General features: G+C 67.1%; 18 protein-coding genes and 1 pseudogene. 6 read left to right on the top strand and 13 right to left on the bottom strand.

Annotation, left to right across the window (positions count from 1 at the left end):
- Position 1: 1 nt before the first annotated feature.
- The 8 genes and pseudogenes from M0765_RS07060 to M0765_RS07095 form a co-directional block, all read right to left on the bottom strand.
- A pseudogene (locus tag M0765_RS07060) lies at positions 2-2,756 on the bottom strand (DUF4118 domain-containing protein).
- 25 nt (positions 2,757-2,781) lie between these two features.
- Positions 2,782-2,916 (bottom strand): hypothetical protein, encoded by a 135-nt coding sequence (locus M0765_RS07065; RefSeq protein ID WP_258502784.1) that lies wholly within the window; start codon positions 2,914-2,916, stop codon positions 2,782-2,784.
- On the bottom strand, positions 2,906-3,262 hold the full coding sequence (locus M0765_RS07070; protein ID WP_258502786.1) for a hypothetical protein: 357 nt from the start codon (positions 3,260-3,262) through the stop codon (positions 2,906-2,908). The genes M0765_RS07065 and M0765_RS07070 overlap by 11 nt, the downstream gene beginning before the upstream one ends.
- A gap of 11 nt (positions 3,263-3,273) precedes the next feature.
- Entirely contained in the window at positions 3,274-3,849 is a 576-nt protein-coding gene (gene kdpC, locus M0765_RS07075) for a potassium-transporting ATPase subunit KdpC (RefSeq protein ID WP_258502788.1), read from the bottom strand.
- A gap of 13 nt (positions 3,850-3,862) precedes the next feature.
- A complete protein-coding gene (gene kdpB / locus M0765_RS07080; RefSeq protein WP_258502790.1) occupies positions 3,863-5,962 on the bottom strand; it encodes a potassium-transporting ATPase subunit KdpB in 2,100 nt (699 codons plus the stop codon).
- A 12-nt stretch (positions 5,963-5,974) separates the two neighbouring features.
- Positions 5,975-7,705, bottom strand: a complete 1,731-nt coding sequence (kdpA, locus tag M0765_RS07085) for a potassium-transporting ATPase subunit KdpA (protein ID WP_258502792.1) — start codon at positions 7,703-7,705, stop codon at positions 5,975-5,977.
- A gap of 1 nt (position 7,706) precedes the next feature.
- Entirely contained in the window at positions 7,707-7,805 is a 99-nt protein-coding gene (gene kdpF / locus M0765_RS07090) for a K(+)-transporting ATPase subunit F (RefSeq protein WP_041943086.1), read from the bottom strand.
- The gene (locus tag M0765_RS07095) at positions 7,802-7,942 is read right to left on the bottom strand and encodes a hypothetical protein (RefSeq protein WP_258502796.1); all 141 of its coding nucleotides are present in this window, start codon (positions 7,940-7,942) and stop codon (positions 7,802-7,804) included. The genes kdpF and M0765_RS07095 overlap by 4 nt, the downstream gene beginning before the upstream one ends.
- A 177-nt stretch (positions 7,943-8,119) precedes the next feature.
- On the opposite strand from M0765_RS07095, the gene M0765_RS07100 reads away from it, so the two are divergent.
- On the top strand, positions 8,120-8,788 hold the full coding sequence (locus tag M0765_RS07100) for a helix-turn-helix transcriptional regulator (RefSeq protein WP_258502797.1): 669 nt from the start codon (positions 8,120-8,122) through the stop codon (positions 8,786-8,788).
- Between the two features lie 38 nt (positions 8,789-8,826).
- Positions 8,827-9,408: a superoxide dismutase gene (locus M0765_RS07105; RefSeq protein WP_258502798.1), complete on the top strand. Its 582-nt coding sequence runs from the start codon at positions 8,827-8,829 to the stop codon at positions 9,406-9,408.
- Positions 9,409-9,438: 30 nt separating this feature from the next.
- Here the strand turns inward: M0765_RS07105 and M0765_RS07110 are convergent, their stop codons facing one another.
- A complete protein-coding gene (locus M0765_RS07110; protein WP_258502799.1) occupies positions 9,439-9,816 on the bottom strand; it encodes a VOC family protein in 378 nt (125 codons plus the stop codon).
- Between the two features lie 207 nt (positions 9,817-10,023).
- On the opposite strand from M0765_RS07110, the gene M0765_RS07115 reads away from it, so the two are divergent.
- Together M0765_RS07115 and M0765_RS07120 are read left to right on the top strand one after the other, a co-directional pair.
- Entirely contained in the window at positions 10,024-11,019 is a 996-nt protein-coding gene (locus tag M0765_RS07115) for a Bug family tripartite tricarboxylate transporter substrate binding protein (RefSeq protein WP_258502800.1), read from the top strand.
- A gap of 61 nt (positions 11,020-11,080) precedes the next feature.
- Positions 11,081-12,124, top strand: coding sequence for an MBL fold metallo-hydrolase (locus tag M0765_RS07120; RefSeq protein ID WP_258502801.1), 1,044 nt, complete (start codon positions 11,081-11,083; stop codon positions 12,122-12,124).
- A 135-nt stretch (positions 12,125-12,259) separates the two neighbouring features.
- On the opposite strand, the gene M0765_RS07125 is transcribed toward M0765_RS07120, so the two are convergent.
- The 4 genes from M0765_RS07125 to M0765_RS07140 all read right to left on the bottom strand — a co-directional run bounded on the left by M0765_RS07125 (position 12,260) and on the right by M0765_RS07140 (position 14,611).
- Entirely contained in the window at positions 12,260-12,517 is a 258-nt protein-coding gene (locus tag M0765_RS07125; protein ID WP_258502803.1) for a hypothetical protein, read from the bottom strand.
- A 29-nt stretch (positions 12,518-12,546) separates the two neighbouring features.
- Positions 12,547-13,311, bottom strand: a complete 765-nt coding sequence (locus tag M0765_RS07130) for an SDR family NAD(P)-dependent oxidoreductase (RefSeq protein ID WP_258502804.1) — start codon at positions 13,309-13,311, stop codon at positions 12,547-12,549.
- 62 nt (positions 13,312-13,373) lie between these two features.
- Positions 13,374-13,844, bottom strand: coding sequence for a hypothetical protein (locus M0765_RS07135; RefSeq protein ID WP_258502805.1), 471 nt, complete (start codon positions 13,842-13,844; stop codon positions 13,374-13,376).
- Positions 13,841-14,611 (bottom strand): Crp/Fnr family transcriptional regulator, encoded by a 771-nt coding sequence (locus M0765_RS07140; RefSeq protein ID WP_258502806.1) that lies wholly within the window; start codon positions 14,609-14,611, stop codon positions 13,841-13,843. Before M0765_RS07140 ends, M0765_RS07135 begins: the two co-directional genes overlap by 4 nt.
- Positions 14,612-14,695: 84 nt before the next feature.
- Between M0765_RS07140 and M0765_RS07145 the strand changes: the two genes are divergently transcribed.
- Together M0765_RS07145 and M0765_RS07150 are read left to right on the top strand one after the other, a co-directional pair.
- The gene (locus M0765_RS07145; protein ID WP_258502807.1) at positions 14,696-16,651 is read left to right on the top strand and encodes an AMP-dependent synthetase/ligase; all 1,956 of its coding nucleotides are present in this window, start codon (positions 14,696-14,698) and stop codon (positions 16,649-16,651) included.
- The gene (locus M0765_RS07150) at positions 16,648-17,436 is read left to right on the top strand and encodes an ABC transporter ATP-binding protein (protein WP_258502808.1); all 789 of its coding nucleotides are present in this window, start codon (positions 16,648-16,650) and stop codon (positions 17,434-17,436) included. Before M0765_RS07145 ends, M0765_RS07150 begins: the two co-directional genes overlap by 4 nt.
- Positions 17,437-17,526 lie beyond the last annotated feature (90 nt).

Raw genomic sequence — 17,526 nt, forward strand, 5'->3', positions numbered from 1 at the left:
TTCAGAGTTGGGCTTCGGCCGGTTCGGGCGGCTCGCGGCGTGGCAGGCTAACGGTGAATTCTGCACCGCCGCCCAGCGCATTGGCCGCCGTGATCTCACCGCCGTGCGCACTCACCACCGCGCGGCAGATCGCCAGGCCCAGCCCGACACCCGGCGTGGCCGATTCGGCCTCTCCGCGCGTGAACTTGTCGAACAGTTTCTGCTCACGGCCCAGCAACGTCGCGGGCAGGCCGGGGCCGTGGTCGCGCACCGTGAGCACCAGCGTTCCGGGCTCGGCGCGCGCCCACCACGATGGGCGGGGCGCCGTATTTGGTGGCGTTCTCCAGCAGGTTGACGAGCACGCGCTCGATCAGCACCGCATCGAATTCGACCAGCGGCAGGTCGGCAGCGAGCGCGGTCTGCACGACGGTATCGCCCAGCGACGTGCGCGCCGCGCGGATCGACGAGCCCACGACTTCCTCGACCGATTGCCAGTCGCGCCGCAGGTTCACCGCACCGCCCGCAATGCCGCTTTCGAGCCGCGCCATGTCCAGCAGGTTGTTGACCAGCGCATGCAACTCGTGCGCCTGCGCGACGATGGCGCGCGCCGCGTTGCCGTGTTCTTCGGGCGGCAGCGTCTGCAGAGATTCGGCCAGCGCGATCAACGCGGTGAGCGGCGTGCGCACGTCGTGCGAGATCGCGCCGAGCAGGGCATTGCGCAAACGCTCCGACTCCATCTCGACCACGGCCTGCTGCGCCACTTCGACGTAGTGCACGCGCTCCAGCGCAATCGCGATCTGCCGCGCCAGCGTTTCGAGCTGCTGCGCCTGTTCCGGAATCAGCAGCCAGCGCGGCTGGGCGGGCGACAGCGCCAGCACGCCGCGCACGCGCATCGGCGCCTGCAGCGGCACGTAGTGCCACGGCTGTGCCGCCAGCGTGGCGGTCGCAAGGCCCGCGGGCTGGCCGTGGCGAAAGGCCCAGTCGGCCACCTGCGCATCGAAGTCCTCGGGCGGCTCCTTCGGCAGCACAAGCTGGTCGGCCGAGTCCGTCACCAGCACCAGCGCATGGCCGCCGAAGTGGCCCTGCACGGCGGCGGCACCGAGCGTGACGACCTGCGTGCTCTCCAGCGCTGCCGAGAGCTCGCGCGTGAGTTCGAACAGCGAGCGCGCACGCCGTTCGCGGCTGGTCGATACGCCCGCCGCAAATCGCAGGCCGGCCGTGAGCTGCCCCACCAGCAACCCGACGCCCAGCATGATCGCGAAGGTCAACACGTATTGCACATCGCTTACCGCAAACGAGAGCTGCGGCGGCACGAAGAAATAATCGAAGGCCGCGACGTTGAGCAGCGCCGCCAGCGCCGAAGGCCCGCGTCCGAAGCGCATGGCCACACCGACCACGCCCAGCAGGAACAGCATCACGATGTTCGCGAGTTCGAGGACGCCGGCCAGCGGCGTACAGGCCAGCGTGAGCGCCACGCTGGTGGCCGTGGCCCAGGCATAGCCGGGCCAGTGGATGGGCGCTTTTTCGTGATCTCCTTCGTCGGCACGCGGCGTGTTGAGCGGCGTGCGTGCGAGGCGGCGCGCGCTGTCGACGCGGCCGACCTCCAGGATGTCGAGAGCGGGTGCATGCTGCGCCAGTGCGCGCGGCAGCGGCACTGGCGCGGCGGGCCACCAGCGGCGCCATCCGCTCGCGGGCTTCGAACGCCCCATCACCAGCGTGGCGCAGTTGAGCCTGCGGGCCTGCTCGGAGAGTTGCTCGGCCACATCGGAGCCCGTGAGCACCGCGGTGGCCGCGCCCAGTTCCTCGGCCAGCTTGAGCACCGCAAGGATGCGGTCGCGCTCTTCAGCGGCCAGGCGCTGCAGCCGCGGCGTCTCGACGTAGGCCGCGTGCCAGCGCACGTTGAGCTGGCCCGCAAGCCGCGCCGCGGTGCGCACCGTCTGCGCCGCGCCTTCGTCCGGACCGACGCACGCGAGGATCGCGCCCGAGGTGTTCCAGGCCTGCAGCGCGCCGCCATTTCCATCTTTTCCATTGCGGCCGGCCGCGCCGGACTGCTCGACCCGCCAGCCGCGCACATCGTCTTCCACGTGCTCCGCCGTGCGGCGCAGCGCAATCTCGCGCAGCGCGATCAGGTTGCCCTTGCGAAAGAAATTCTGCGCGGCGCGCTCCGCCTGCTGCGGCAGGTACACCTTGCCGGCCGCGAGCCGCGCCGTGAGTTCGTCGGGCGTGACATCGACCAGCACCACCTCGTCGGCCTCGTCGAGCACGGTGTCGGGCACGGTCTCATGCACGCGCACGCCGGTGATCGCGCCGACGGTGCCGTTGAGGCTCTCCAGGTGCTGCACGTTGAGGGCCGACCACACCTCGATGCCCGCGGCCAGCAGTTCCTGCACGTCTTGCCAGCGCTTGGCGTGGCGCGATCCCGGCGCATTGGTGTGGGCCAGCTCGTCGACCAGCAGCACGGCGGGCTTGCGCGCCAGCGCCGCGTCGAGATCGAACTCGGCCAATGTGCGGCCGCGGTAGTCCAGCTCGCGCAGGGGCAGGGTGTCGAGCCCCGCGAGCAGCGCGGCGGTTTCGCTGCGGCCATGGGTTTCGACCACGCCGATGAGCACGTCGCGGCCCGCGGCGCGCTCGCGCTGGGCGGCGCTCAGCATGGCCCAGGTCTTTCCCACGCCCGCGCTGGCGCCGAAATAGATGCGCAGCTTGCCCCGTTGCGCGCGCGCCTCGTCGTTGCGCAGTTGCGCAAGCAGGGCGTCGGGGTCGGGGCGGGTGTCGAGCATGGATAGCGTGGAATGGCTGCGCAGGTTAGCGCATCGGGCCGCGCTTGCGGCGCCTGGCCTCATGCCGCCGCGCCGTGCGCGAGAGCACCCACCAGGCAAAGCCCAGCGGAATGAAGAGCGCCGCGAGCGCCAGCACCACGTGGAAGAGGTCAGTGACCATCGCGCAGCCCGCAGCGGGCCAGGTGCTCGCGCCAGCTCACGAGCCGGCCGATCTCGCCCGAGGGCACGCACTCGATCAGGCGGTGCAGCACCTCGGCGTAGCTCGCGATGGGCAGGCGGATCATCAGACGCACGCACGGCGCATCGCTCTCTTGCGAGCAGAGGGCGTGCAGCAACGGCTCGCAGCGCACCACGCCCGCATCGGGGCAACCCGAGACGCTGCGGCGCACGCGCAGCGCGTCGGCGCAGCAGATGGTGACGTCGAGGACGTAGAACGAGCCCGTGGCGGTCACGGGCGCATGCATTCGCAACGTGCCGGGGTGTTCACGGTAAGCGGCATAGGCCATGGTTTTTCTCCTCAGCGCACCGAAGCATCGAGCGCGAGATTCAGTGCGAGAACGTTGACGCGTGATTCACCGAGCACGCCCCAAAGTGCGCTTTGCGTGTTCTTTTCGATCAGCGCATTGATCTGTTCGACCGGCACCCCGCGCACGCGCGCGACGCGGGCCGCCTGGTAGCGCGCTGCGGCGGGGCTGATGTCCTGATCGAGCCCGCTGGCCGAAGCCGTGACCAAATCGACCGGCACCGGCGCGGTGTTGCCCGGGTCCGCGGCGCGAAGCGCTTCGACACGGGCCTTGACCGCATCGGCCAGCGCCGGATTGAGCGGGCCGAGGTTCGAGCCGCCCGAAGCGCTCGCGTTGTAAGGCTGCGGCGCGGTGGCCGAGGGCCGGCCCCAGAAGTGCTTCGGATCGCTGAAGTTCTGGCCGATGAGGCTGGAGCCCACTGCGGTTCCGCCCTGCACGACCAGGCTGCCCGCCGCCTGCGAGGGAAACAGCGCCTTGGCGGCGCCGGTTACGGCCAGCGGGTAGACCAGGCCGGTAAGGGCGCCCAGCAGCGCGAAGAGCACGAGCGCGGGACGAACGATGTTGTTCATGATGAAGAACTCCTCAGACGAGATGGACGGCGACGAGCAGCCAGTCGATCAACTTGATGCCGATGAAAGGGACGAGCAGGCCGCCGAGGCCGTAGATGGCCAGGTTGCGGCGCAACAGCGCAGCAGCGCCCACCGGCCGGTAGCGCACGCCCTTGAGCGCCAGTGGAATCAGGAACACGATGACCAGCGCATTGAAGATCACCGCCGACAGGATCGCCGACGAAGGGCTCGCAAGCCGCATCACGTTGAGCGCACCCAGCTGCGGATAGGTCGAGACAAAAATCGCGGGAATGATGGCGAAGTACTTCGCCACGTCGTTCGCAATCGAGAAGGTGGTGAGCGAGCCGCGCGTCATGAGCAGCGCCTTGCCGGTCTCCACCACCTCGAGCAGCTTGGTCGGGTTCGAGTCCAGGTCGACCATGTTGCCGGCCTCCTTTGCGGCCTGCGTGCCGCTGCCCATGGCCACCGCCACATCGGCCTGCGCCAGCGCAGGGGCGTCGTTGGTGCCGTCGCCGGTCATCGCGACCAGGCGGCCTTCGGACTGGTATTTGCGGATCAGCGCCAGCTTGTCCTCCGGCGTGGCTTCGGCCAGGAAGTCGTCCACGCCCGCCTCGGCCGCAATGGCCGCGGCGGTGAGCTTGTTGTCGCCGGTGATCATCACCGTCTTGATGCCCATGCGGCGCAGCTCGGCGAAGCGATCCTTGATGCCGGTCTTCACGATGTCCTTGAGCTCGACCACGCCGAGGATGCGGTTACCCTCGGCCACGGCCAGCGGCGTGCTGCCGCGGCGCGCAGTCTCCTCGGACGCGCGCAGCACCTCGGCCGGCACGCTGCCGCCCATCGATTCGACGTGCCGGCGAATCGCATCGACCGCGCCCTTGCGCAGCAGCACGACTTCAGTATCCAGGCTGTTGGGCGCCGCCGGCAGGTCGGCGCCGCTCATGCGGGTCTGCGCGGTGAACTGCACGAAGCGTGCACCTTCCACCGCCGTGACTTCGAGTCCGTCGCGACGCGCCAATTCGACGATGCTGCGGCCTTCGGGCGTTTCGTCGGCCAGCGAGGCGACCATCGCGGCGCGGGCCAGGCGAGCCTTGGTCACGCCGGGCGCGGGCAGGAAAGCGCTGGCCTGGCGGTTGCCATGCGTGATGGTGCCGGTCTTGTCGAGCAGCAGCACGTCGACGTCGCCGGCCGCTTCCACGGCGCGGCCCGAGGTGGCAATCACGTTGGCCTGCATCATGCGGCTCATGCCCGCCACGCCCACGGCCGAGAGCAGGCCGCCGATGGTGGTGGGAATCAGGCACACCAGCAGCGCCACCAGTGCGGTGAGCGACACCACGGTGCCCGCGCCCGCCGCCTCCACGCTGAACACCGAGAATGGCAGCAGGGTGACGGTGACCATCAGGAACACGAGCGTGAGCGCCACCAGCAAGATGGTGAGCGCGATCTCGTTGGGCGTCTTGTGGCGCTTGGCCGCCTCGACCATGCCGATCATGCGGTCGAGGAACGACTCGCCCGGGTTCACCGAAATGCGCACCACCAGCCAGTCGGACAGCACGCGCGTGCCGCCGGTCACGGCAGAAAAGTCGCCGCCCGATTCGCGCACCACGGGTGCCGATTCGCCGGTGATGGCGCTCTCGTCGACCGAGGCCACGCCTTCGATGACTTCGCCGTCGAGCGGGATCACATCGCCGGTTTCGACCAGCACCACGTCGCCCTTGCGCAGGTTGGGCGCCTGCTCCGGCAGGAACGTCGCGCCGTGATGCGGCTCCTGCAGCTTCTTGGCCCAGGTGTCCTTGCGAAGACCGCGCAGCGATGCCGCCTGCGCCTTGCTGCGGCCCTCGGCCAGTGCTTCGGCAAAGTTGGCAAACAGCACGGTGAACCACAGCCACACGGTAATGGCCAGCACAAACGCGGGCTTCATGCCGGTGTCGCCCGGAAAGCTCAGCGAATGCACCCAGAGCAGCGTCGTGAGAATGCTGCCGATGTACACGATGAACATCACCGGGTTGCGCCACTGCGTGCGCGGGCTGAGCTTGGCGAAGGCGCCCCACAGCGCAGGCTTGACCAGCGCCGCGTCGAGCAGCGAGAGAGAGGTTTTTGTATTGGCAGTCATGGTGCGCGCCCGTTATTTCCAGAGCACCAGGTGTTCGACAACGGGCCCGAGAGCCAATGCCGGCACATAGTTGAGCAGGCCGACCAGCAGCACGGTGCCGATCAGCAGCGAGACGAACAGCGGCCCGTGCGTGGGCAGGGTGCCGCCGGTGACCGGCAGGCGCTTCTTCGCGGCCAGCGAGCCGGCAATGGCCAGCACCGGCACGATCATCGCGAAGCGGCCCAGCCACATGGCCAGCCCAAGCAGGCCGTTGTAGAACGGCGTGTTGGCCGAAAGGCCCGCGAAGGCGCTGCCGTTGTTGTTGGCGGCCGAGCTCAGCGCATACAGAATTTCAGAGAACCCATGCGCACCCGGGTTGGCGATGCCGGCCTTGCCGGCGCCTGCGATCACCGCCACCGCGGTGCCGGCCAACACCAGGATGGGCGTGACCAGGATGGCGATGGAGATCAGCTTCATCTCGCGCACCTCGATCTTCTTGCCGAGGTACTCAGGCGTGCGGCCGATCATCAGGCCCGCAATGAACACCGCGAGCATCGCGAAGATCAGCATGCCGTAGAGGCCGCTGCCCACGCCGCCGAACACCACCTCGCCCAGCTGCATGAGCACCAGCGGCACCATGCCGCCTAGCGGCGTGAACGAGTCGTGCATGGCATTGACCGCGCCGCAAGATGCCGCGGTGGTCACGGCCGCGAAGAGCGCCGATGCGTCGATGCCGAAGCGCACCTCCTTGCCTTCCATGTTGCCGCCGCTTTGCAGCGCGCTCGCCGCCTGGTCGACCCCCATCGAAGCGAACAGCGGATTGCCGGTATGTTCGGCGGGAATGATGGCAATCACCGCAAGCACGAACATCACCGTCATTGCCGCAAGCACGGCCCACCCTTGCCGCATGTCGCCGACCACGCGGCCGAATGCGAAGCACAGCGCCGCCGGAATCAAAAAGATCGCGATCATCTGCAGCAGGTTGCTGAGCGCGGTCGGGTTTTCATACGGGTGTGCCGAGTTGGCGTTGAAGAAGCCGCCGCCGTTGGTGCCGATCATCTTGATGGCCTCCTGCGAAGCGACAGGGCCCATGGCGAGCGTCTGTGTTTGCGTTCCTGCAACCGCCTCGACCGTTTGCACGGTCTTGTAGGCGTCGAAGTTCTGGATCACGCCCTGCCCGGCAAAGGCCACCGCCAGCGCGAACGACAGCGGCACCAGCAGCCACAGCGTGATGCGTGTGATGTCCGCCCAGAAGTTGCCGACCAGGCCACCGCTCTTGCCGTCGCCGCGGCGCGCGAAGCCGCGCACCAGCGCAAAGGCCACCGCAATGCCCGTGGCGGCCGAGAAGAAGTTCTGCACCGTGAGCCCGAGCATCTGCGTGAGGTAGCTCATGGTCGATTCACCGGCATAGCCCTGCCAGTTGGTGTTGGAGACGAAGCTCACCGCGGTGTTGAAGGCCGAGTCGGGCGACACGCCCCCCATGCCGGCGGGGTTGAGCGGCAGCCAGCCCTGCAGGCGCTGCAGCGCGTACAGAAAGATCGCGCCAACGGCATTGAAGGCCAGCAGCGCGAGCGCATAGCGCAGCCAGTGCATCGATTGCCCGGGCTTGGTGCCCGCGAGCTTGTAGAGCGGCGCCTCGATGCGCTGCATCCAGCGCGGCAGGCGTCCGTCGCACAGCGCGGCAAGAAGCTTGCCGACCGGCCATGCCAGCAGTACAAGCGCCGCGAGAAAGAGGGCCAGCAAGGACCAGGCGGAGGCGGTCATTTCAGAACTCCTCCGCGCAGATCAGCGCGAACACCAGGTACGCGAAGAGGACGACGGCAATCAACGCGCCGAAGCCGTAGAGCGCTTCGAGGCTGATCATGGCCGCTCTCCTTCGCCCGTGTTCAGCTCATTCGGCGCATTCATTGCGCCCGGCCCTTCGAGCCGGTTCAGCCCGAAGGCCATGGCCGCCAGCGCGGCCCACAGCGCCAGCAAGACGCCCATCCAGACGAAATCCATTCATTGCTCCTGCAGCGAAACCAAGGCATCGAGTCTCGGCAGGGGCCCGTAAAAACGGGGAACAGAGTCGGCGAGGCCGCATAAAGAAACCGTAAAGACGTCCCGTCTTTCGCAAGGCCCTCGACAGCGGATGCACAGTCATTCAATAATCAAAGCCAAACCTGTGAAATAAAAAGGATGACCACCCGCCCCCTCGACCTGAAGCCCGCCTGGACGCCGCACCAGCCGGCGGACCGCATCCTGTCCACGCTCAAGACCCGCGGCGCGCTCGGCATTCCCGACATTGCCAAGGTGCTCGACGTGACGGTGGAGGCGGTGCGCCAGCAGATGGTCAAGCTGCAGTCCGACGGGCTGGTCGACGCCGAGAGCCGGCCGGCGGGCCGCGGCAGGCCGACGCAGATATGGCGGCTGACCGGCGCCGGGCACGCACGCTTTCCCGACACGCATGCCGAGATGACGGTGCAGATGATCAGCGCCGTGATCACCGTGTTCGGCGAGAAGGGCATGGACCAGCTCATCGGCGCGCGCGAGGAATCCATGCGCGCCAACTACCGCGAGGCGATGCTGGGCGCGCGCAGCCTGAAGACGAAGCTCGAACGGCTAGCCGAAATCCGCAGCCGCGAAGGCTACATGGCCGAGTTCCGGCCCGAGGGCGAGGGCTTTCTGTTCATAGAAAACCATTGCCCCATCTGCACCGCGGCGCGGGCCTGCACGGGCTTTTGCCGCAGCGAACTGCAGCTCTTCGAAGAAGTGCTGGGAACCGACGCAAGCGTGAGCCGCGTCGAGCATGTGCTTGCGGGCGCGCGGCGCTGCGCCTACCAGGTAAGCCCCAGGAACGCGCCTTGATTCAGACTGTTTTCAAAACCCGAAAGGAAAGACCCACCATGGAACACACCCTCCCACCCCTGCCCTACGCCCTCGACGCGCTGGCACCCGAGTACTCGAAGGAAACCCTCGAGTACCACTACGGCAAGCACCACAACGCCTACGTGGTGAACCTGAACAACCTGCAAAAGGGCACCGAGTTCGAATCGATGACGCTCGAGGAGATCGTCAAGAAGTCCAGCGGCGGCATCTACAACAACGCCGCGCAAATCTGGAACCACACCTTCTTCTGGAACTGCATGAAGCCCCAGGGCGGCGGTGCTCCCAGCGGCGCGCTGGCCAAGGCCATCGATGCCAAGTGGGGCAGCTACGACGCGTTCAAGGAAGCGTTCGTGAAGTCGGCCGTGGGCAACTTCGGCTCGGGCTGGACGTGGCTGGTGAAGAAGGCCGACGGTTCGGTGGACATCGTGAACATGGGCGCCGCCGGCACGCCGCTGACCACGGGCGACACCCCGGTGCTGACGGTGGACGTGTGGGAACACGCCTATTACATCGACTACCGCAACCTGCGCCCGAAGTTCGTCGAGACCTTCCTGGCCAAGCTGGTGAACTGGGACTTCGCGGCCAAGAACTTCGGCTGATGCCAGCCGAAGTTCCCGCCGGCGGCATCCTCACTCGTTGACGAGGTTGAGGATGTTGCCGTCCGGGTCCTTGAACCAGGCGACCTTCATCTTGTCCATGACGTGGATGTCGCCCGCTAGCGTCGTGTTCGGCATGTCGTAGTGCTCGAAGCGCACGCCCTTGGCCTTGAGCGCCGCCACGAGCCCTTCGATGTCGCCGCCGACCGCCCAGGTCACGGCCGTGGCCTGGTTGGTGCCGGCGAATGACGAGCAGTAGACATTGATACGGGTGTTACCGCTGCGGTAGGCGATCATGTCCTCGCAATCCGTGTCGGCCGGCGTCAGGCCCAGCGTGTCTTCGTAGAAGCGGCGGGCCACGGCAAGGTCCTTCACCGCGAGGTTGGGCACCGCATTGATGTTTCCGAGCATGGCTGTCTCCTGTGTGGATGGGCACCCATCTTCTGCCCCGCAACGGACATGTCAAGCCGCCGCTACCCGATACGGGGCCCATCTCGAACGAAGAAAACCGCACTGCCGGGCTTCCGGCACACTGCACCCTTGGTGCAGTGCTTGGCAAGGCCTGAAAATCTGCCCCTTGATCCGCACCCGACAAGCCCCCGATACAGAGACAAACCCATGATCCGCAAACTCACCCGCCCGCTGGCCCTTGCGCTGGCCCTTCCCCTGGCCGCCCTTGCCCTCACGTTCGCCGCCCCTGCCGCGCAAGCCCAGGCCTACCCCGCCAAGCCCATTCGCATGATCGTGCCCTTCCCGCCCGGCGGCGGCACCGACATCCTGGCGCGCCTCGTGGCCCAGAAACTCACCGAAGCCAACCACTGGACCGTGGTGCCCGACAACCGCGGTGGCGCCGGCGGCACCATCGGCATTGCCGAGGCCGCGCGCGCCGCGCCCGGCGGCTACGACATCGTGATGGGCCAGAAGGACAACATGGTCGTTGCGCCCTGGCTCTACAAGAACCTGAGCTACAACCCGGTGAAAGACCTCACCGCCGTGGCCCATGTGGCCTACACGCCCGTGGTGATCGTCACGCAGGCCAACTCCAAGTTCAAGACGCTGAACGACGTGGTCACCGCCGCGCGCGCCGCGCCCGACACCGTCACCTACGGCTCGCCCGGAAACGGCACCACCATTCACCTGGCCGGCGAAATCTTCAACGGCGCCGCGCAGATCAAGATGCGCCATGTGCCCTACAAGGGCTCCAACGCCGCCATGATGGATGTGCTGGCGGGCAACGTCGACCTGATGGTGTCGTCGGTGCCTTCGGCGCTGGCGCAGATCAAGGCAGGCAAGCTGCGCCCCCTGGCCGTGACCTCGGCCAAGCGCAGCACCTCGCTGCCCGACACGCCCACCGTGGCCGAGCTCGGCTACAAGGGCTTCGACGTGTCCACCTGGTACGGCGTCTTCGTGCCGGCCAAGACGCCGAAGGACGTGATCGCCACGCTGAATACGGAAGTGAACAAGCTGCTGGCCACGCCGGAGATGAAGGCCGCCATCATTGCCCAGGGCGCCGAGCCGCAGGCCATGACGCCCGAACAATTCGAGACGCTGCTGAAGACCGACTACGAGAAGTGGAAGGGCATCGTGCAAGCCTCGGGCGCGACCATCGAATAAGCACGCGCCGTCGCAGAATGGCGTCTCCACCACAGGCCGCACCGGCGGTACGGAGACAGCGATGGCACTGCGCAAGAATTCCAACAACGCCTTTCTGCTGAACACCACCGCGCTGGCCGCGGTGGCGGTCGCCCTGTTGCAGGGCTGCGCGCAGACGCCTCAGCAGCAGATGGCCCCGTCGCAGGCCAGCGTTGCCTCGCATGTCGCCACCGCCACGCGCGCCGCCGGCACCGACCTGACGGCACTGCTGACCCTCTGCAAACCCGCTCCCGCCACCCGGCCGCCGCAGGCCGAGCTGGACAAGGGCCTGGCCGCATTCATCGCGCGGCCCGCGCCGCCGCCGGGCCAGGCTTTCGACAACCTGTATTTCGTGGGTGCCGACTGGGTGAGCGCCTGGGCCATCAAGACCACGGACGGCATCATCCTCATCGATGCGCTCAACACCCAGGCCGAGGCCGCGGCGCTCATCGAAGGCGGCATGCGCAAGCTCGGCCTCGACCCGGCGCAGATCAAGTACGTGATCGTCACGCACGGCCATGGCGACCACTACGGCGGCGCGCCCTACCTTGCCGAGAAGTACCGCGCACGCGTGGTGATGAGCGAGGCCGACTGGACCATGACCGAAACCCGGCTCGAGTTTGCGACGCCGATCTGGGGCGCGCCGCCCAAGCGCAGCGCGGGCGGCATTTCCGCGAAGGACGGCGACCGCATCACGCTGGGCGACACCAGCGTGACGCTGTACCTCACGCCCGGCCACACCATGGGCACGATCTCTCCGGTGTTCGACGTCGCTTCGAACGGCCAGAAGCACCGCGCCATGCTCTGGGGCGGCACGGGCTTCAATTTCGGCAAGGACGTGCCGCGGCTCGACAGCTACATCGGCGCGACGGAGCGCATGGGCGCGATCGTGCAGACCCAGCGCATCGACGTGCTGCTGTCGAACCACTCCAACATCGACGGCTCGCAAGCCAAGCTGGCCGCGCTGCGGCAGCAGCCTGCTCCGGCCGCAAACCCCTTTGTGCTGGGCACGCCCACGGTGGAGCGGTCGCTGGCGGTAATGGGCGGGTGCGCGCGGGCGCAGCGCGACAGGTTCTTGCTGCAGTAGGCGACGTTGCCCTGCTCCTTCCCCCTCTGGGGGAAGGCTGGGATGGGGGCGGCTCCCGCATTGGAGGCTGCGCGGCAATGAAAGCCGTCGTTCCCCACCCCTGCCCTCCCCGGAAGGGGAGGGAGAAAAGACAGGTCAGTCGGGCGTGAACTTCTTGTTGAAGATCTCCACGTCCGACGGCAGCTCGAACGTTGCGACCTGCCCCATCTTTCCGTCGCTGAGGCGGCAGGCGGAGAACAGGCTGTAGCGGCCCTTGAAGTAGAACTCGTCCATCACGATCAGCGCGTACGGATACGGCACGAAGACCTGGTGCTCGAAGACGATGCGGTGCACGTTCCTCGGCGAAGGAAAGAGCTTGTAGTCGTTGGTGTCGATCGACTTTGCGGTGGCCATGTTCGTTCTCGGCTTTTTGTGCCCGGCGTTCAGGCCGGGTCGCGCACGTCGGCCACGGGGTTGCTGCCGAAATCCGCGCGCGCCAGGTACTTGAGCACCTTGGCCGCGGCGGTCTCGGGGCTGTCGAGCATGCCTTCGTTCTTCAGCTTTTCGAAGCGCCCGCGGTCCGGAAACTTCTCGGCCGACGCACCGCGCAATTGCACCTGCATGTCGGTGTCGATCACGCCCGGCGCCAGCGACACGATGCGCGCGCCGTTCGGCGACTGAGCCTCTTCGAGTGCCACGGCGCGCGAGTAGTGGTCCATGCCCGCCTTGGCGGCGCAGTAAGGCGCCTGGCTGCCCATGGCATTGCGGCCCAGGCCCGACGAGATGTTCAGCACCTTGCGCGCGCCGCGCCATTCGCGGGTGGCACCCAGGAAGGCGGCGGTCAGCAGCATCGGCGCTTCGAGACCGATGCGAAGAGCCTGCGCCAGTTCGGCCGGCACTGCGCTCGCGAGCGGCGCCGGGTTGCCGACGGTGCCCGCGTTGTTGATCAGGGTTACGCCGTCGAAGCGCTGGCCGTCGAGCGTCTTGAGCCAGGCGGAGAGGCGCGCCGCTGCGGCGACAGGCTCCGACAGGTCCTGCTCCCACTGGATGAGCTCGGCGCCGGCCTTGGCGGCCAGCTCGGCCAGCTGCGGGTCTTGCCTGCGCGAGATGCCGAGCACCATGTGGCCGGCCTGCAGCAGCTGCGCGGCCATGGCACGGCCCAGGCCGCGCGACGCGCCGGTGATCAGGGTGAGTTGGGAGGTGGTCATCAAAAGAACTTTCTTGAACGAAGGCGGAAGGTTAAGCGGTATGCAAACAAGGGCCCGGCGGCTCAACCGGTGCGGAACTGCTTGCGCAGGAAGTTGCGATGCCGCGCGATGTGCTGCAACTGTGCCGGTGCGATGGTGCCGCCCAGGTCGACCTCGTCCGCACCGTTGAGCACCGCATTGGCGTGGGTCATGGCGCGCGCCACGACTTCTTCCTCGCTCACGCCGAGTTGCGCCGCAAGGTCGAGTGCCACGCGCCGCATGGCGCGCTGCGAAAGCATCCACATGGCGCCGAAGCGGTCCCATGCAAGAGCGGCCTCGTCGGCCTTCTCGCGCTCGGCAAGGATTTCGGCAAGCGGCTTGGCGAGCACCGCGTCGAGCGCATCGAGCTTCTCGGTGAGTGCCTCGTTGCGCGCCATCGCTTCTTCGAGCGTGGGGCCGGTCTCGCCGGTGTCTGGTTTGCGCGTCTCGGGCGGCGGAACAAGGGCCGCCTCGGCATTGGCGGAAACGATCTGGAGCTGGTCTTCGAGGGTCATGAGGTTTCCGTTTCCGGTGAGGTGTTCTTCTTGTTCGATATCGCGGTGGCGCGCAGGCCCGGCAGGTCGAGCACGCGCAGCCCACCGTACTCGACACGGATCAACCCCTGCGCCGAAAGGCCGTTGAGCGCCTCGTTCACGCGCTGGCGCGAAAGGCCGACCAGGTAGGCCAGCTCCTGCTGCGTGATGCGCAAGACTTCGCCCACGCCGGGGTACAGCACCGGGTTGAACAGCGACACCAGGTTGCGCGCCACGCGCGCGTCGGGGTTGTTGAGGCGGTCGATCTCCAGCGCCGCAATGAACTGGCCGAGCCGCTCGTTGAGCTGGTTCATCACAAAGCGGTTGAAGCCGATCGAGTGATCCAGCAGCCAATGAAAGCTGTCGATCGGCAGGCCCGCCACCACGCTGCGCCGCAGCGCCTGGATGTTGTAGCGGTAGGGCTCGCGCTTCATGACCGTGCCTTCGCCGAACCAACCGCCCGGCGGTATGCCGGCATAGGTGACGGAGCCGCCGTCGGCGTTGTCGTTGCTCATCTTGAGCAGGCCTTCGACCACGCCGAACCAGTAGGTGGGCGAGCGGCCGACACGGCACACCAGGTCGCCGACCTCGGCCTCGCCCACCACCAGCGCGGCTTCCGCGCGGCGCCGCTCGGTGGGCGTGAGCGCGGGCAGCCACGGAATGCCGTCGAGCTCTTCGGCATTGGGAGAACGCGCGCGGTCCTTGATCGAAGCGCCGTGCAGGCTGTGGTTTGAATGGCCGTGAAGCATCGGGAAACTCCGGGGAGTAGTGTCCCTAGGATTGTCGTTGGAACGACAACCCAGCGTCAAAGTGAGGCCTACGATCCGCCCACTGTGCAAACCACCGACCCCACCTTTCCCCGCCTGCTGCTCGCCCACGCCCAGGCCCAGCCCGATGCGCCCGCCGTTCGCGAGAAGGACCTGGGCATCTGGCAGACCTGGAGCTGGAGCGCCGTGGCCCAAGAGGTGCGCGAGATGGCCTGCGGCCTCGCGAGCCTGGGCTTCAAGCCCTTCGACAACCTGTCCATCGTGGGCGCCAACCGCCCGCACCTGTACATGGCGGTGCTCGCGGCACAAAGCCTGCGCGGCGTGCCGGTGCCGCTCTACCAGGACGCGGTGGCCAGCGAAATGGTCTTCATGCTGCAGGACGCAGCCATCGACTTCGTGATCGTCGAAGACCAGGAGCAGGTGGACAAGCTGCTCGAGTGCCGCGAGCTGCAAAAGAACGAACAGCACGGCATCCGCCACATCATCTACGACGACCCCAAGGGCCTGCGCCATTACGACCAGCCCGGGCTCATGAGCTACGACCAGCTGCGCGAACTGGGCCGCACCTTCGACGCGGCGAACCCCGGCTACTACGACCGCGCGGTGGCCAGCGGCGAGGCAAGCGATGTCGGCGTGATCCTCTACACCTCCGGCACCACCGGCCGGCCCAAGGGCGTGTGCCAGACGCATGCGAGCTTCATCGCGGCGGGCCGCGGCGGCGTGGAAACCGACAAGCTCGGCCCCGGCGACAACATCATGAGCTACCTGCCGATGGCGTGGGTGGGCGACCACCTGTTCTCGGTGGCGCAGTGGCTGGTGGGCGGCTTCACGCTCAACTGCCCCGAGTCGAGCGAGACGGTGATGAACGACATGCGCGAGATCGGCCCAAGCTATTACTTCGGCCCGCCGCGCACCTTCGAAGGGCTGCTCACGGCCGTGTCGATCCGCATGGAAGACGCGGCGGCGCCCAAGCGCTGGCTGTATGCAAAGTTCATGGCGCTTGCGCAGCGCGTGGGCGCGGACATCCTCAACGGCGCGCCGGTGGGCACGGGCGACCGGCTGATGTACAGCCTGGGCAACCTGCTGGTGTATGGGCCGCTGCGCAACGTGCTGGGCATGAGCCGCATTCGCGTGGCGTACACCGCCGGCGCGGCCATCGGGCCCGACCTGTTTCGCTTCTACCGCTCCATTGGCGTCAACCTGAAGCAGTTCTACGGCCAGACCGAGACCTGCGCCTATGTGTGCCTGCAGCAGGACGGCAAGGTCAAGCTGCAGACGGTGGGCACCGCCGCACCGGGCATCGAACTGAAGATTGCCGACGACGGCGAGGTGCTGGTGCGCGGCGTGTCGGTGCTGAAGGAATACTACAAGCGCCCCGACGCCACCGCCGAAGTGCTCGACGCGAACGGCTACTTCCACACCGGCGATGCGGGCGTGCTCGACAGCGAAGGGCACCTGCGCATCATCGACCGTGCGAAGGACGTGGGCCGGCTCGTGAGCGGCGCGATCTTTGCGCCCAACTACATCGAGAACAAGCTCAAGTTCTTTCCGCAGATCAAGGAAGCCGTGTGCTTCGGCAACGGACGCAACGAAGTCTGCGCGGCCATCAACATCGACTTCGAGGCCGTGGGCAACTGGGCCGAGCGGCGCGGCTTGGCTTACGGCGGCTACGTCGACCTGGCCGGCAAGCCCGAGGTGCTGGCGCTGGTGGGCGAATGCATCGCCAAGGTGAATGCAGACCTTGCGAGCGAAGCCGGCATGGGCGAGACGCAGATCGCGCGCTTCCTGGTGCTGCACAAGGAGCTCGACCCCGACGACGACGAGCTCACCCGCACACGCAAGGTGCGCCGCGGCTTCATCGCCGAGAAATACGCGGTGCTTGTCGATGCGCTCTACGGCCGCAAGACCGAGCAGTTCATCGAGACCCAGGTCAAGTTCGAGGACGGACGCACGGGGGTTGTCAGCGCCACGCTGAAGATCGTCGAGGCCAAGACCTTCCCCATCGTGAAGGCGGCGGCATGAGCAGCAACAGAAAAATCGGCGACGTCATTCTCGACGTACAGAACATCTCGCTGAGCTTCGGCGGCGTGAAGGCGCTCACCGATATCAGCTTCAACGTGCGCGAGCATGAGGTGCGGGCCATCATCGGCCCCAACGGCGCGGGCAAGAGCTCGATGCTGAACTGCATCAACGGCGTGTACTGGCCGCAGCAGGGCTCCATCACCTTCCGCGGCCAGACCTTCAAGCACATGAACTCGCGCCAGGTGGCCGAGATGGGCGTGGCGCGCACCTTCCAGAATCTTGCACTCTTCAAAGGCATGAGCGTGCTCGACAACATCATGACGGGGCGCAACCTCAAGATGAAGAGCGGCCTGTTCGCGCAGGCGCTGCGCTGGGGTCCGGCCGAGCGCGAAGAGCTGAAGCACCGCGAGTTCGTCGAGCACATCATCGACTTTCTCGAGATTCAGGCACACCGCAAGACGCCCGTGGGCCGCCTGCCCTACGGCTTGCAAAAGCGCGTCGACCTGGGCCGCGCGCTTGCCATGGAGCCGCAGGTGCTGCTGCTCGACGAGCCGATGGCCGGCATGAACGTGGAAGAAAAGCAGGACATGAGCCGCTTCATCCTCGACGTGAACGACGAGTTCGGCGCCACCATCGTCCTGATCGAGCACGACATGGGCGTGGTGATGGACATCTCCGACCGCGTGGTGGTGCTCGACTACGGCAAAAAGATCGGCGACGGCACGCCCCATGAGGTGCGAAACAACGAAGACGTCATCCGGGCGTACCTGGGTGTGGAGCACTGACGCCATGCCACACCCGACGCTGATGCATTGCTCCTTCCCCCTCTGGGGGAAGGCTGGGAAGGGGGCCCGACAGCCCTCGCTACACGGCCG

The organism is Variovorax sp. S12S4 (assembly GCF_023195515.1).
Classification (GTDB): domain Bacteria; phylum Pseudomonadota; class Gammaproteobacteria; order Burkholderiales; family Burkholderiaceae_C; genus Variovorax.